Genomic DNA, 16,899 nt, shown 5'->3' on the forward strand with positions numbered 1-16,899 from the left:
GGAGATGCGTGGATGAACGGGCCCGGATCCGACTCGACTCTGGGACGACGGCTCGCCACGGCCGTACCCTCCCAGCACCGAAGGCTGGTGACCGAACTGGTGCGCACGGTCGTGGCAGAGGCGATCGAAGCGGCCCGGCCGGGCACGCTGGACGCCCTCGACCCGGCCGTTCCGTTCTCCGCGCAGGGACTCGACTCCCTCGCCGCGGTCGATCTGCACCGGCGGCTGACCGAGCGGACCGGGCTGGAGCTGCCGGTCGGCCTCGCCTACGACTGCCCCACGGTCCACGACCTGGCCGCCCGGCTGCTCGCCGAGGTCAACGGCACGGCGGAGGACCACCCCGAGCCGTCCGGTGACGGCGCTGCCGACGAACCGATCGCCGTCGTCGGCATCGGCTGCCGCTTCCCCGGCGGCATCTCCTCGCCCGCCGACCTGTGGCGGCTGCTGACCGAGGGGGGCGAGGTGCTCTCGGGGTTCCCGCAGGACCGCGGCTGGGACCTGGACGCCCTCTTCGACGAGGACCCCGAGGTGCCCGGCAGCGCCTACGTCCGCAGCGGCGGGTTCCTCGACACCGCCACCGAGTTCGACGCCGGGTTCTTCGGCATCAGCCCACGCGAATCGCTCGGCATGGACCCGCAGCAGCGGCTCGTCCTGGAGACCTCCTGGCAGGCACTGGAGGACGCCGGCATCGACCCCACGCGGCTGCGCGGCACCCCGGCCGGCATGTTCTTCGGCGCCGAGGTGCAGGAGTACGGGCCGCGCCTGCACGACGCCCCGGACGGGCTCGACGCCTACCTGCTCGCCGGGAACGCCTCCAGCGTCATCTCCGGCCGGGTCGCCTATGTGCTGGGCGCCGAGGGGCCGGCGGTCACCGTCGACACCGCCTGCTCCGCCTCCCTGGTCGCCCTCCACCTGGCGTGCCGCTCGCTGCGCCAGGGCGAGTCCTCGCTCGCGCTCGCCGGCGGTGTGGCCGTGATGGGCGGCCCCGGCGTGTTCACCGCCTTCAGCCGGCAGCGCGGCCTCGCGCCCGACGGCCGCTGCAAGGCGTTCGCCGCCGCGGCCGACGGCACCGGCTTCGCCGAGGGCGTCGGCGTGCTCGTCCTGGAGCGGCTCGGCGACGCCCGCCGCCAGGGACACCGCGTGCTCGCCGTCGTGCGCGGCTCCGCCGTCAACCAGGACGGCGCCTCCAACGGCCTGACCGCACCCAACGGCACCTCCCAGCAGCGGCTGATCCGCCGGGCCCTCGCGGACGCCGGGCTCACCGCCGCCGACGTCGACGTGGTCGAGGCGCACGGCACCGGCACCCGGCTCGGCGACCCCATCGAGGCCACCGCGCTCCTCGCCACCTACGGCCAGGGCCGACCCGCCGACGCGCCCCTGCTGCTCGGCTCGGTCAAGTCCAACCTCGGACACACCCAGGCCGCCGCCGGTGTGGCCGGCGTGATCAAGACGATCCTCGCCATGCGGCACGGGCGGATACCGGCGACCCTGCACGTCGACGCGCCCACCCCGCACGTCAACTGGTCGTCCGGGGCCGTGGAACTCGTCACCGAGCAGCGGGCGTGGCCCGAGACCGGCCGGCCCCGGCGGTCCGGCGTGTCGTCGTTCGGGGTCAGCGGGACCAACGCACACGTCATCCTGGAGCAGCCGGAGCCGGCGGACGACGACGTCGCCGAGCGGCCGGAGCCCGCGGCCGGCGGCCAGGCGGAGGGGCGGCAGCCCCGGGCGGCCGTTGCCGACACCCGCCCGGCCCTGCCGGCCGGGACCCCGCTGCCCTTCACCCTGTCCGCCCGGGGCGAAGCCGCCCTGCGGGCCCGTGCCGCCGACCTGCTGCCCCTGTTGGACGAGACGGACCCGCTCGACCTCGCCCACTCGCTGGCCACCACCCGGGCCGCCCTGCCCGACCGTGCCGTCCTCGTCGCCGCCGACCAAGCCGAACTGCGCGCCGCACTCGAGGAGTTGGCCTCGACGGATGCGCCGTTCACAGCGCGCGCCGACGGCGAACTCGGCTTCCTCTTCACCGGCCAGGGCAGCCAGCGCATCGGCATGGGCCGCGAACTCGCCGCCACCTACCCGGCGTTCGCCGACGCCCTGGACGACGCCTGCGCCCACTTCGACCTCCAGCTCGCCCGGCCGCTGAAGTCCGTCCTGTTCGCCGAGCCCGGCACCGAGGAGGACGGACTGCTGCACCGTACCGAGTACGCGCAGCCCGCCCTGTTCGCCGTGGAGGTCGCCCTCCACCGGCTCCTGGAGAGCTGGGGCCTCACCCCGGACCAGCTCGCGGGGCACTCCGTCGGCGAGATCGCCGCCGCGCACGTCGCCGGCGTGCTCACCCTCCAGGACGCGACGATCCTCGTCGCCGCCCGGGGCCGGCTCATGCAGCGGCTGCCCGAGGGCGGCGCCATGGTCGCCGTACGCGCCGCCGAGGAGGAGGTGGCACCGCTGCTCACGCCGCGCACCGGCATCGCCGCCGTCAACGGCCCCGCGGCCGTGGTGGTCTCGGGCGACGCGGCCGAGGTGGAGCGCATCGCCGCCGAACTCTCCGCGCGCGGCCACGACACCAAGCGCCTGCGGGTCAGTCACGCCTTCCACTCGCCGCTGATGGAACCGATGCTGGCCGAGTTCCGCCGCGTCGCGCAGGTGCTGGACTACGCCGAGCCGAAGCTGCCGGTCGTCTCGACCGTCACCGGCGGTCCCGTCACCACCGAGCTGTGCGACCCCGAGTACTGGGTGGAGCACGTCCGGGCCCGGGTCCGCTTCCACGACGCCGTCCGCGCGCTCGCCGACGCCGGGGTACGGACGTTCCTGGAGGTCGGCCCCGACGCCGTGCTGTCCGCGATGGGCCCGGACTGCACCGACGCAGCCGGCACCGCCTTCCTGCCGGTGCTCCGCCGCGAGCGGCCCGAGGCACGTGAGGCCGTCACCGCGCTCGCCGCCGCCCACGCCCGTGGCGTCCCCGTCGACTGGCAGCGGCACTTCGCCTCCCTCGGCGGGCGCCGCATCGACCTGCCCCTCTATCCCTTCCAGCGGCGCCGCTTCTGGCTGGAGCAGAGCACCGCCACCGGCGCAGCGGGCCTCGGCCAGCTCCGCGCGGGCCACCCGCTGCTGGCGGCCGTCGTCGCCGTCGGCGCCGAGGGCGTCGTCCTGACCGGGCGCCTGTCGACCCGGACCCAGCCCTGGCTCACCGACCACGTCATCGCCGGGCAGGTGCTGTTCCCCGGCACCGCCTTCGTCGAACTCGCCCTGCGCGCCGGCGACCACGTCGGCGCGGACACGCTGGAAGAACTGACCCTCGGCGCCCCGCTCGTGCTGCGCGCCGACGAGGACGTCGCCGTCCAGGTAGCCGTCGGCGAACCCGACGACTCCGGGCGCCGCACCGTCACGGTCCACACCCGCGCCGACGAGGCGGCCCCCTGGATCCAGCACGCCGCAGGTGTCCTCACCGCGGCCGTCCCCGCCGCCGGGGCCGACCTGACCGTGTGGCCCCCGCGCGACGCCCAGCCGCTCGACACCGCGAGCGTCTACGCGGACCTCGCCGAGCAGGGCTACGGCTACGGGCCGGCGTTCCAGGGGCTGCGCGCCGCCTGGCGGCACGGCGACGACGTCTACGCCGAGGTCGCCCTGCCCGAGGACGCCGCCGCCGACGCGAGCGGGTTCGGGCTGCATCCGGCGCTGCTCGACGCCGCCCTGCACGCCGCCGACCTCGACGCACCGGCGCGTGCCGAGGTACTGGTGCCGTTCGCCTGGACCGGCGTCACCCTGCACGCTTCCGGTGCCTCGACCCTCCGCGTCAAGATCACGCGTGGCGGCGGCGACACCATCGCCCTGCACCTCGCCGACGCAACGGGCGCCCCGGTCGCCGACATCGAGGGTCTGACCTCCCGTCCCGTACCGACGGGCGATGTCCTCTACGCCGTGCGCCGGTCGCCGTATCCCCGACCGGTGACCACCGCACCCCTGCGCACCGCCGTCCTCACGGGCTCCGTCGACGCCCTGCTCGACGGCCCCGCCCCGGACGCCGTCGTGCACCGCGTGCCCGGGCGGGCGAGCGCCGACGCCGCCGAGGCACGCACCCACGTCCACCACGTCCTGCGGCTGCTGCGCACCTGGCAGACGGACGAGCGCCTCAGCGACACCCGGCTCGTCCTCGTCACCGCGCCTTACGGCCCCGCCCACGCGGCCGTCCGCGGTCTGGTCCGCTCCGCCCAGGCCGAGAACCCCGGCCGGTACGTCCTCGTCGAGCACGAGGCCCTGCCCTCCGAGGCCGACCTGTGCCAGATCATCGCCACCGGTGAACCCGAAGTCTCCCTGGCGGACGGCCGGTTCAGCGTTCCGCGGCTCATCGCGCAGCCCGCCGCCGAACCGGCTCCCGCCACGGACTGGGGGACCGTCCTCGTCACCGGTGGCACCGGCGGCCTCGGCGCACTGCTCGCCCGCCATCTGGTCCGCGCCCACGGCGTACGTCGCCTGGTGCTCGTCGGCCGTCGCGGTACGGCCCCCGACCTGCACGCCGAACTCACCGCGCACGGCGCCGAGGTGACCGTCGCCGCCTGCGACGTCGGCGACCGCGAGGCCCTGCGTCGGCTCCTCGACGAACACCCCGTGGACTCCGTCGTCCACGCCGCGGGCGCCGTCCGCGACGGCGTCGTGGAAACGCTGACCGACGAGATGGTCGACGAGGTCTTCCACGCCAAGGCGCTGGGCGCCTGGCACCTGCACGAGCTGACCCGAGGCCGCGACCTCGCCCGCTTCGTGCTCTTCTCCTCCATCGCCGCCGTCCTCGACGGCCCCGGCCAGGGCAACTACGCAGCCGCCAACGCCTACCTCGACGCCCTCGCCGAGCACCGCGCCGCCCTCGGCCTGCCGGCCACCGCGCTCGCCTGGGGCCTGTGGGCCACCGACAGCGGCATGGGCGCCGCCCTGGACGACACCGCCCGCGAGCGCATCGCGGGCTACGGCATCCCCGGCCTGTCCGCCGGACGCTCCCTGGAGCTGTTCGACGCGGCCCTCCGCTCCCGCGCACCCCACCTGGTACCCGTGGAGATCGACGCCGCCGCCGTACGCCGCCGCCCCGACGGCGTACCGCCGCTGCTGACCACCCTCGTCCGTCCGGTCACCCGCCGGGCGGCCGCGAGCACCGCCCCCGCGGCGGCCACGGACGGGCAGCTGGCCGCGCTGCCCGCCGCCGACCGCGACCGCGCCCTGCTCGACCTGGTGCGCACCGAAGTGGCGGCCGTACTGCGGCACGACGGGCCGTCCGCCGTCGACCCCGGCCGGGCGTTCACCGACCTCGGCTTCGACTCGCTGGCCGCCGTCGAGCTGCGCAACCGGCTCAACACCGCCACCGGGCTGCGGCTGCCCGCCACCCTCGTCTTCGACCACCCCACCTCCCGCGCCCTCGCCGACCACATCCGCGACACCCTCTTCGGTACCGGCCCTCAGGAGACCGCCGCCGCCCTCGCCGCGCGCACCGCCGGCGACGGCGACCCGATCGTCATCGTCGGCATGAGCTGCCGCTACCCCGGCGGGGTCCGCTCCCCGGAGGACCTGTGGCGGCTCGTCGCCGACGGCGTCGACGCGGTCGGCGGCTTCCCCACGGACCGCGGCTGGGACACCGAGGCGCTGTACGACCCGGAGCCGGGCGCCCCGGGCCGCACCTACACCCGCGAGGGCGCCTTCCTTTACGACGCGGCCGAGTTCGACGCGGACTTCTTCGGCATCAGCCCACGCGAGGCCACCGCCATGGACCCCCAGCAGCGGCTCCTGCTGGAGGTGTCCTGGGAGGCGCTGGAGCGCTCCGCCATCGACCCGCACCGCCTGCGCGGCTCCCGCACCGGGGTGTTCGCCGGCGTCATGTACCACGACTACGGCACCTGGCTGACCGAGGTGCCCGAGGACCTCGCCGCCTACCTCGGCAACGGCAGCCTCGGCAGCGTCGTCTCCGGCCGCGTCGCCTACGCCCTCGGTCTGGAGGGCCCGGCCGTCACCGTCGACACCGCCTGCTCCTCCTCGCTGGTCACCCTGCACCTGGCGGCCCAGGCCCTGCGACAGGGCGAGTGCGACCTCGCCCTGGTCGGCGGCGTCACCGTCATGTCGACGCCGGACACCTTCGTCGACTTCGCCCGGCAGCGCGGCCTCGCCGCCGACGGCCGCTGCAAGTCGTTCGCCGCCGCGGCCGACGGCACCGGCTGGGGCGAGGGCGCCGGAGTGCTCGTCGTCGAACGCCTCTCCGACGCGCGCCGCAACGGTCACCGGGTGCTCGCGCTGGTCCGCGGCTCCGCCGTCAACTCCGACGGCGCCTCCAACGGCCTGACCGCCCCCAACGGCCCCTCCCAGCAACGCGTCATCCGGGCCGCCCTGGCCGCCGCCGGCCTCACCCCGGCCGACGTCGACGCCGTCGAGGCACACGGCACCGGCACCACCCTCGGCGACCCGATCGAGGCCCAGGCGCTGCTGGCCACCTACGGCGCCGCGCACACCGGGGACAGCCCGCTGTGGCTGGGTTCGATCAAGTCCAACATGGGGCACACCCAGGCCGCCGCCGGCGTCGCCGGCGTCATCAAGATGGTCATGGCGATGCGCACCGGTGTCCTGCCCAAGACCCTGCACGTCGACGCGCCGTCCCCCCAGGTCGACTGGGACGCCGGTGCCGTGGAGCTGCTCACCGAGCAGCGCCCGTGGCGGGCCCCCGGCCGGCCGCGCCGCGCCGGTGTCTCCTCGTTCGGGATCAGCGGCACCAACGCCCATGTGATCCTCGAGGAGTTCCCCGAACCCGAGCCCCTGGAGGCGGACCCCGCCACCGCCCCCCCGGTGCTCGCCCTCCCGGTCTCCGCCCGCTCGCCCGAGGCCCTGCGCGCCCAGGCCCGCCGCCTGCTGGAGCTGACCGGCACCACCCCCGCCGACCTCGGCCTGGCCCTCGCCACCACCCGCGGCACCCACCCCCACCGCGCCGTGCTCCTCGCGACCGGCGACGACCAGGCGGCGACCGCGCTGGACGCTCTGGCCCGCGGCGCCGAGGCACCGGGACTGCTCGTCACCGGCTCCGCCACCGACGGCACCCTCGCCTACCTCTTCGCCGGCCAGGGCGCTCAGCGCCGGGGCATGGGCCGCGACTGGTACGACGCCTTCCCTGTCTACGCCGAGCATTTCGACCGCATCGCCGCACTGTTCGACAAGCACCTGGAACGACCCCTCACCGAGGTCGTCCTCGGCGACGACGCCGAGACCCTGGAGCGGACCGCCTACACCCAGGCCGCCCTGTTCACCACACAGGTCGCCCTCTACCGGCTGCTGGAGTCCTTCGGGCTGCGCCCCGACTGGCTGGCCGGCCACTCCGTCGGCGAGTTCGCCGCCGCGCACGTCGCCGGCGTGTGGTCGCTTCAGGACGCCGTCACCGCCGTCGCCGCCCGCGGCCGGCTCATGCAGGCGCTGCCCGAGGGCGGCGCGATGATCGCCGTACAGGCGTCGGAGGAGGAGGTCACGCCGCTGCTGGACGGTCAGCGGTGCGCGATCGCCGCCGTCAACGGCCCCCGGGCCGTGGTGGTCTCGGGTGACGGGGACGCCGTCGGCGAGATCGCCGCGCGCTTCACGACCACCCGCAGGCTGCGCGTGTCGCACGCCTTCCACTCGCCCCGCATGGAGCCCATGCTCGCCGCGTTCCAGGAGGTCATGGCCGGCATCGAGGCCGCGGAGCCGGCCGTGCCGATCGTCTCCACCCTCACCGGCGCCCCGGCCACCGCCGCCGAACTCGGCTCCGCCGACTACTGGGTGCGGCACGTGCGGGAGACCGTGCGCTTCGCCGACGCCTGCACCACGCTGGCCGCGAAGGGCGCCGACACCTTCCTCGAACTCGGCGCCGCGCCCGTGCTCACCGCCATGGGCCCGGACTGCCTGCCCGACGCCGAGAACACCGCGTTCGTCGCCACCGCCCGCAAGGACACCGCCCAACTGCCCGGACTGCTGGCCGCGCTGGCCGCCGTGCACACGCGGGGCTCGGACGTCGACTGGGCGGTGCTGTACGAGACGTACGCGGGGCGGCGCGTCGAGCTGCCCACCTACGCCTTCGACCACCGCCGGTACTGGCTCCCCACGCCCGCCGTCACCGCCGGCGACGCCGCCGGGCACGGGCTCGCCGCCGTCGACCACCCGCTGGTCAGCGCCCGCCTGGATCTGCCCGGCGACGCGGGGCTGCTGCTGACCGGCCGGATCTCCACCGCCACGCACCCGGTCCTCGCCGAGCACGCCGTGCTGGGCACGGCCCTGGTGCCCGGCGCCGCACTGGTCGACCTGGCGCTGTACGCCGGACGGCTCACCGGACGCCCCGTCGTGGAGGAACTCACCCTCCAGGCCCCGCTGGTGCTCCCCGCGGACACCGCCGTACGCCTCCAGGTCGCCGCGGGCCCGGACGGCACCGTCGAGATCCACTCCCGTGCCGAGAACGCCCCCGAGGACGAGGGCTGGACGCGCCACGCCACCGGCACCCTCACCGGCCCCGCCGTCGCACTCCCGGCCGCGCCCGGCGCCTGGCCGCCGCCCGGCGCCACCCCGCTCGACGTCACCGGCCTCTATCCGCGCCTGCACGCCGAGGGCTACGACTACGGCCCCGTCTTCCGCGGCGTACGGGCCGCCTGGCGGGACGGCGACAGCCTCCTGGCCGACGTCGAACTGCCCGCCGGCGCGGGGCAGGACGCCGCCAGGCACGCCCTGCACCCGGCCCTGCTGGATTCCGCCCTGCATGTCACGTCCCTGCTGGACGGCGCCGCGGAGCCCGGCGAGGGGATCGCCCTGCCCTTCGCCTGGTCCGGAGTCGCTCTGCACGCCCAGGGAGCCCTCACCGCTCGCGTCCGCGTCACACCGGGCGGCGACGGCACCCGCATCGAACTGGCCGACACCGAGGGCCGGCCCCTCGCCGCCGTCGAGTCGTATGTCACCCGTCCCGTCACCGCCGACCGGCTCACCCGGCAGCAGCGCCACCTCTACACCGTCACCGACGAACCGCTGCCCGAGGCCGCCGGGCGCCCCGACCGCCGTACGTGGGCGGTCCTCGGCGACGACGACCTCGGCCTCGGCGCCCCGGTGCACGCCGGCCTGGACGCGCTCGGCAGCACCGTGCCGGACGTGGTGATCCTGCCGGTCACCGCCCCGCGCGCCCAGGGAGAGCAGCTGCCCGGCGCCGTGCGGTCCGTCCTCGGCCGCACCCTGGAGACGCTGCGGAACTGGTCGGCCGACGGCCGCCACGCCGATTCCGTGCTCGTCGTCCTCACCGGGGACGGAATCGCCGACGCCGCCGTCCACGGGCTGGTACGGGCCGCGCAGGCCGAGGACCCCGGCCGGATCCTCCTCGTCCGACGGACCGGGCCCGACGGCCCCGTACCCGACCGGGCCGCGCTGGCCGCCCTCCTCGACTCCGGGGAGCCCGAGGCGCGGTGGCGGGACGGCCGGGGGCACGTCCCCCGACTGGCCCGCGCCGACGACTCGCCGGGGCCGGACCGCCCCTGGGGCACCGTCCTCGTCACCGGAGGCACCGGCGGACTCGGCGCCCTGGTCGCCCGGCACCTGGCCGAGCGGCACGGCGTGACCCGCCTGGTCCTCACGAGCCGCCGTGGGACCGAGGCACCTGGCGCCGCACAACTCCGTGCGGAGCTACGGGCGTCGGGTGCCGCGGCCGATATCGTCGCGTGCGACGTCTCCGACCGCGCCGCGCTCGCCGCCCTCCTCGGCGCGCACCCCGTCGACAGCGTCGTCCACACCGCCGGCGTCCTCGACGACGGCCTGGTCGCCTCGCTCACCCCGGCGCGGCTGGACACCGTGCTGCGGCCCAAGGCGGACGCCGCCTGGCACCTGCACGAACTGACCCTGGAGCGGGAGCTGTCCCACTTCGTGCTGTTCTCCTCCGCGGCCGGCACCATCGACGCCTCCGGCCAGGGCAACTACGCCGCCGCCAACGCTTTCCTCGACGCGCTGGCCGCCCACCGTGCCGCTCTCGGCCTGCCCGCCACCTCCCTCGCCTGGGGCCTGTGGTCCGGCGCCGGCATGGGCGCGGGGCTGGACGCGGCCGAGGTCCAGCGCATCGAGCGCTCCGGCATCGGCGCGCTCGACCCGGACGAGGGGCTGGAGCTGTTCGACGCAGCCGTCGCCTCGGGCAGTCCCGCCCTGGTGCCCGTACGGCTGGACACGGCGGCCCTGCGCCGGCGCGGCGACGACCTGCCGGCCGTCCTGCGCACCCTGGCCGGAGCCGCCCCTCACCCGGACCGCGACGACCGGATCCGCACGCTGGGCGAGCACCTGGCCGAACTCCCCGCCGCCGACCACGAGCACACTGTGCTGGAAGCGGTCCGCACGGAGGTCGCCGCCGTCCTCGGGCACGCCGGACCGGCCGCCGTCGAGCCGCGCCGCGCCTTCACCGAGCTGGGCTTCGACTCGCTCGCCGCCGTCGAACTGCGCAACCGGCTGAACGGGGTCAGCGGGCTGCGCCTGCCGTCCACGCTGATCTTCGACTACGCCACCCCGGCGGCGCTCGCCGGCCACCTCCTCGAACGGCTCCTGCCGGACACCGAGGACCCCGGGCCCAGCGCCACCTCGCACGGCGACGACGAGGTGCGCGACCTGATCTCCCGCATCCCCGTCGCCCGCATCCGGGAAGCCGGCCTGCTCGACAGCCTGCTGAAACTGTCCGAGCAGGGCACCTCCCCCGCCCCCGCCGACCGGGCCATGGACATCAAGTCCATGGCCGTGGCCGACCTCGTGCGCGCCGCGCTCGACCGCAGCAGCACCCACTGACCGCGCCCGGTGCCCGTCGGCGCGCCGCGTCGGGCACCGGGCCCACCCCGTCTCCGGCGCACCCTCCACCGCGTCACCAGCGCCGCCGAACCAGCAGGGAGCGACACCGACCGTGGACACATCCGTCGAGCAGATCGTCGAGGCGCTGCGCGAGTCATTGCTCGAGAACGAGCGGCTGCGCCAGCAGAACGACCGGATCACCGAGGCGGCGCAGGAACCCGTCGCGATCGTCGCGATGAGCTGCCGCTATCCCGGCGGCGTCAGTTCGCCCGAGCAACTGTGGCAGCTGGTCGACGCAGGCACCGACGCCGTGGGCGACTTCCCCCCGGACCGCGGCTGGGATGTCGAGGGCATCTACGACCCCGACCCCGACGCCCCCGGCAAGACCCACGTACGCGAGGGCGGGTTCCTGTACGACGCCGCGCAGTTCGACCCCGGCTTCTTCGGCATCAGCCCGCGCGAGGCCCTCGCCATGGACCCACAGCAGCGGCTGCTGCTGGAGACCGCCTGGGAGGCCTTCGAACGCGGCGGCATCGACCCGCACACCCTGCGCGGCAGCCGCACGGGCATCTACGCGGGCGTCATGTACCACGACTACGGCAGCTGGCTCACCGAGGTGCCCGAAGGCGTGGAGGGCTACCTCGGCAACGGCAACCTGGGCAGCGTCGCCTCCGGGCGCGTCTCCTACCTCCTCGGTCTGGAAGGCCCCGCCGTCACCGTCGACACCGCCTGCTCGTCCTCGCTCGTCGCCCTCCACCTCGCGGTGCAGGCGCTGCGCACCGGCGAGTGCGGCCTCGCCCTCGCGGGCGGCGTCACGGTGATGTCCACGCCCGACACCTTCGTCGACTTCTCCCGCCAGCGAGGTCTCGCCGAGGACGGCCGCTGCAAGTCCTTCGCCGAGGGCGCGGACGGGACCGGCTGGGGCGAGGGCGTCGGCCTGCTCCTGCTGGAGCGGCTCGGCGACGCCCGGCGCAACGGCCACCCCGTGCTGGCCGTCGTGCGCGGCACCGCCGTCAACCAGGACGGCGCCTCCAACGGCCTCACCGCCCCCAACGGACCCTCCCAGCAGCGTGTCATCCGCGCGGCCCTCGCCAACGCCCGGCTGGAACCTCGTCAGGTGCACGCCGTCGAGGCCCACGGCACCGGCACCCCGCTGGGCGACCCCATCGAGGCGCAGGCCCTGCTGGCCACCTACGGCCAGGACCGCGACGAGCCCTTGTGGCTCGGGTCGGTCAAGTCCAACATCGGGCACACCCAGGCCGCCGCCGGTGTCGCCGGCGTCATCAAGATGGTGATGGCCATGCGACACGGCCGGCTGCCCAGGACCCTGCACGCCGAACACCCCACCTCCCAGGTCGACTGGGAGGCCGGTGCCGTGGAACTGCTCAGGCAGGCCCGCGACTGGCCCACCGAGGACGGCGAGCCCCGCCGCGCCGCCGTGTCCTCCTTCGGCATCAGCGGCACCAATGCCCATGTCATCGTGGAGGCCGCCGCCGAGCCCGAGCCGCGCACGGAGGAGCCCGCCTGGACCGGACCGCTCCCGCTGGTGCTGTCCGGCAAGGGCGAGCAGGGCCTGGCCGCGCAGGCCCGCCGCCTCCTGGACCACCTCAGCGCCGGCACCGACCCGGTCCCCGACATCGCCCACACGCTGGCCACCGGGCGCGCCGCACTGGACGAGCGCGCGGTCGTCACCGGCGCCGACCTGCCCTCCCTCACCGCGGGCCTGACCGCGCTCGCCGAGGGCGGCGCCGCACCGAACGTGGTCCGTGGCAGGCCGGCCGGGGAGCCCCGGATAGTCTTCGTCTTCCCCGGCCAGGGCTCCCAGTGGGCCGGCATGGCGGCCGACCTGCTCGACACCTCACCCGTGTTCGCCGCCACCATGGCCGACTGCGCGGCCGCCCTCGCGCCGGTCACCGAGTGGGACCTCGTCGAGACGGTCCGCGCGCGGCAGCCGCTGGACCGCGTGGACGTCGTCCAGCCCGTGCTCTGGGCGATCATGGTGTCGCTCGCCGAGGTGTGGCGCGCGCACGGGGTCCGGCCCGCCGCCGTCATCGGCCACTCCCAGGGCGAGATCGCCGCCGCCTGCGTGGCCGGCGCGCTCTCCCTCGCCGACGGCGCCCGCATCGTGGCCCTGCGCAGCCGGGCCATCGCGCGTGAACTGTCCGGCCGTGGCGGCATGATGTCCGTGGCCCTGCCCGAGGCCCGGGTGCGCGAGCTCGTCACCTGCTACGACGGCCGTGTCGCGGTGGCCGCCGTCAACGGCGCCTCCTCCGTGGTGCTGTCCGGTGACGCCGACGCCCTCGACGAGCTCCGCGAGACGATCGTGGCCGGCGGCGACCGCGCCAAGCGGCTCCCGGTCGACTACGCCTCGCACTCCGCCCATGTCGAGTCGATCCGGGAACGGCTGCTCGCCGAACTGGCGGGCGTGGAGGCCCGGCCCGCCGAGGTGCCGTTCTACTCCACCGTCACCGGCGCCCGGCTCGACACCGCCAGCCTGGACGCCGACTACTGGTACACCAACCTGCGGCAGAGCGTGCTGTTCGAGGCCACCACGCGCACCCTGCTCGACGCCGGGTACGGCGTGTTCGTCGAGTGCAGCCCGCACCCCGTGCTGCTGCACGGCATCGAGGAGACCGCCGACGCCGCGGGCGCCGACATCACCGGTCTCGGCTCGCTGCAGCGCGACAACGGTGGCCCCGAGCGCGTCCTGGCCGCCCTGGGAGGGGCCTTCGTCGCCGGCGTCCCGGTCGACTGGTCGGCCGTGTTCGACGGCATGCCGGTACGCTCCGCCGACCTTCCCACCTACGCTTTCCAGCGCGAGCGGTACTGGCTCGGGCGGTCCGCCTCCGCCGGCGACGTCGGCGCCGCAGGACTGGAGACCACCGGCCACCCGCTCCTCGGCGCCGCCGTGCCGGTCGCCGAGGGCGGCACCCTGTTCACCGGCCGCCTCACCGCTGCCGCCGCACCCTGGCTGGCCGACCACGCCGTGTCCGGCACCGCCCTCCTGCCCGGCACCGCCCTGGTCGAGCTGGCGCTCGGCGCCGGCCACGACCTCGGCTGCGGACACCTCACCGAACTCACCCTCCAGGCGCCCCTGCTGCTGCCCGACCGGGGCGCGGTCCAGCTGCAGCTGCGCGCGGCCCCCGCCGACGACACCGGCCACCGTGCGCTCACCGTCCACTCCCGCCCCGAGGGCGCCGCCGACGCCGCCTGGACCCTGCACGCCACCGGCCTGCTCGCCCCGCAGACCACCGCGCCCGCCTTCGACCTGAGCGCCTGGCCGCCGCGGGGCGCGGAGCCCGTACCGGTCGAGGACGCCTACGCCCACCTGGCCGCCCTCGGCTACGACTACGGGCCCGCCTTCCAGGGTCTGCGCGCGGCCTGGCGGCGCGGCGACGAGACCTTCGCCGAGGTCGAACTGCCCGTCGACGCCGACACCTTCGCCCTGCACCCGGCCCTGTTCGACGCCGCCCTGCACGCCGACGGCCTCGGCACCCACGGCCAGGACACCGCCCGGTTGCCGTTCGCCTGGACCGGGGTCTCGCTGTACGCGGCCGGGGCCACCGCCCTGCGGGTCCGGCTGCACGGCGGCGACCCGCTGTCCCTGCAGCTCGCCGACCCCACGGGCGCCCCGGTCGCAGAGGTCGAGGCGCTGGTCTCGCGGCCCGTCGACCCTGCCGCACTCACGTCGACCGCGCCGGTGGACGACCTGTACCGCCTGCAGTGGCCGGCACTGGCCGTATCCGCGGCGCCCGCACCGGAGCACGCGGTCCTCGACGAACCGGGCGCCGTCGCGCCGGCCACCGTGCCGGGGTGGGTGGTGCTGCGGGCCGGCGGGGACGACGACCCGGTCACCGGCTCCCGCCGCGCGACCGAGCGGGTCCTGGCCGCCGTACAGGCCTGGCTCGCGGACGAACGCACCGCCCCCGCACGGTTGCTGGTGCTCACCCGGGGCGCCGTGGCGGTGGGGGAGGAGGACGTCACCGACCTGCCGGCAGCCGCCGTGTGGGGCCTGGTCCGGGCCGCTCAGGGCGAGCATCCCGGCCGGTTCGTGCTCGTGGACTGCGACAACGGCGACGCGGCTGCCGCGGTGGCCGCCGCCGCGGCGAGCGGCGAGCCCCAGCTCGCCCTGCGCGACGGTACCGTGCACGTGCCCCGGCTGGCCCGCTCCGATGCGCGGGGACAGGCACCGTCCCTCGACCCGGACGGCACCGTACTGATCACCGGCGGCACCGGCGTCCTCGGCGCCCTCGTCGCCCGGCACCTGGTCGCCGAGCACGGGGTGCGCCGCCTGGTGCTGGCCGGGCGCAGCGGCACCGCCGCCGACGACTTCGCCGACGTGGACGCGGACCTCGTCGTGGCCCGCTGCGACGCCGCCGACCGCGAGCAACTGGCCGGGCTCATCGCCGAGATACCGCCCGACCGCCCGCTCACCGCCGTCGTCCACCTCGCCGGAGTCCTCGACGACGGACTGGTGACCGACCAGACCCCCGAACGCCTGGACGCCGTACTGCGCCCCAAGGCCGACGCCGCCTGGCACCTGCACGAACTCACCGCGGACCTGGACCTGGCGGCGTTCGTGTTGTTCTCCTCCGCCGCCGGCACGGTCGACGGCGCCGGACAGTCCGGCTACGCCTGCGCCAACGCCTTCCTCGACGCGCTGGCCGCCCACCGCAGGCACCACGGCCTGCCGGCGCACTCAATGGCCTGGGGCTTCTGGGAGCAGCGCACCGGACTGACCGCCCACCTCACGGACGCCGACGTGGCACGCATGGCGCGCGCCGGCATCCGTCCCCTCCCCACCGAGGAGGGCCTGCGCCTGCTCGACGCGGCCCTCGAGACCGACGAGCCACTGCTGGTCCCGGTCGGCCTGGACCTGGCGACCCTGCGCCGCGCCACCGACGTCCCGGCCGTCCTGCGGGGCCTGGTGCCGGCACGCGCCCGCCGTACCGCGGCCTCCCGCACGGACTCCGATTCGCTCGCCGACCGGCTGGCCGTCCTCGGCCCCGCCGAACGCGACGCCGCCCTCATGGAACTGGTCCGCACCCATGTCGCCGCCGTGCTCGGGCACGCCAGCGACATGACGCTCGATCCCCGCCGCTCCTTCCGCGAGGTGGGCTTCGACTCGCTGACCGCGGTGGAACTGCGCAACCGCCTCGGCAACGCCGTGGGCCTGCGCCTGCCCGCCACGCTCGTCTTCGACTACCCCGACGCGAGCGCGCTCGTGGGCCACCTCAGGACGGAACTCTTCGGCGCGCAGGCCGAGTCGACCACCGAAATGGCCGAGCGGGAAGCGGACGAACCGATCGCGATCGTCGCCATGGCCTGCCGCTACCCCGGTGGTGTCGGCACCCCCGAGGAGCTGTGGCGGCTGCTGGCCGACGGTGGCGACGGCATCGGCACCTTCCCCGCCGACCGCGGCTGGGACCTGGACGGCCTGTACGACCCCGAGCCGGGCAAGGCCGGCCACTGCTCCACCCGAGCGGGCGGTTTCCTGTACGACGCCGCCGACTTCGACCCCGACTTCTTCGGCATCGGCCCTCGCGAGGCCCTGGCCATGGACCCGCAGCAGCGGCTGCTGCTGGAGACGTCCTGGGAAGCGCTGGAGCGGGCCGGTATCGACCCCCAGTCCGTGCGCGGCAGCCGTACCGGCGTCTTCGCGGGCGTCATGTACCACGACTACGGCAGCCGCCTGCACCACGTGCCCGAGGCCGTGCGCGACTACCTCGGCAACGGCAGCCTCGCCAGCGTGGCCTCCGGCCGGGTCGCCTACGCCCTCGGTCTGGAGGGCCCGACCCTCACCGTGGACACGGCGTGCTCCTCGTCCCTGGTGGCGCTGCACCTGGCCGCCCAGGCACTGCGCCAGGGCGAGTGCACCCTGGCCCTGGCCGGTGGCGTCTCCGTGATGTCGACCGTCGACACGTTCGTGGACTTCAGCAGGCAGCGCAACCTCGCCGCCGACGGCCGCGCCAAGTCCTTCGCCGACGCAGCGGACGGCACGGCCCTGTCCGAGGGCGCCGGGATGCTCGTGCTGGAGCGGTTGTCGGACGCGCGGGCGAACGGTCATCCGGTGCTGGCGGTTGTGCGTGGTTCCGCGGTCAATCAGGACGGTGCGTCCAA

Annotated in this window: 2 protein-coding genes; both read left to right on the forward strand. The window is 75.8% G+C overall.

Annotated elements, in window-relative coordinates; all coding sequences use genetic code 11:
- Nucleotides 1-12 precede the first annotated feature (12 nt).
- A complete protein-coding gene (locus tag AB0L59_RS40850; protein WP_365592896.1) occupies nt 13-10,779 on the forward strand; it encodes a type I polyketide synthase in 10,767 nt (3,588 codons plus the stop codon).
- 112 nt (nt 10,780-10,891) lie between these two features.
- Nucleotides 10,892-16,899 (forward strand): type I polyketide synthase (locus tag AB0L59_RS40855; protein WP_365592898.1); only part of this gene is annotated, 6,008 nt, incomplete at its 3' end.

This window comes from Streptomyces sp. NPDC052109 (assembly GCF_040680195.1).
GTDB lineage: Bacteria > Actinomycetota > Actinomycetes > Streptomycetales > Streptomycetaceae > Streptomyces.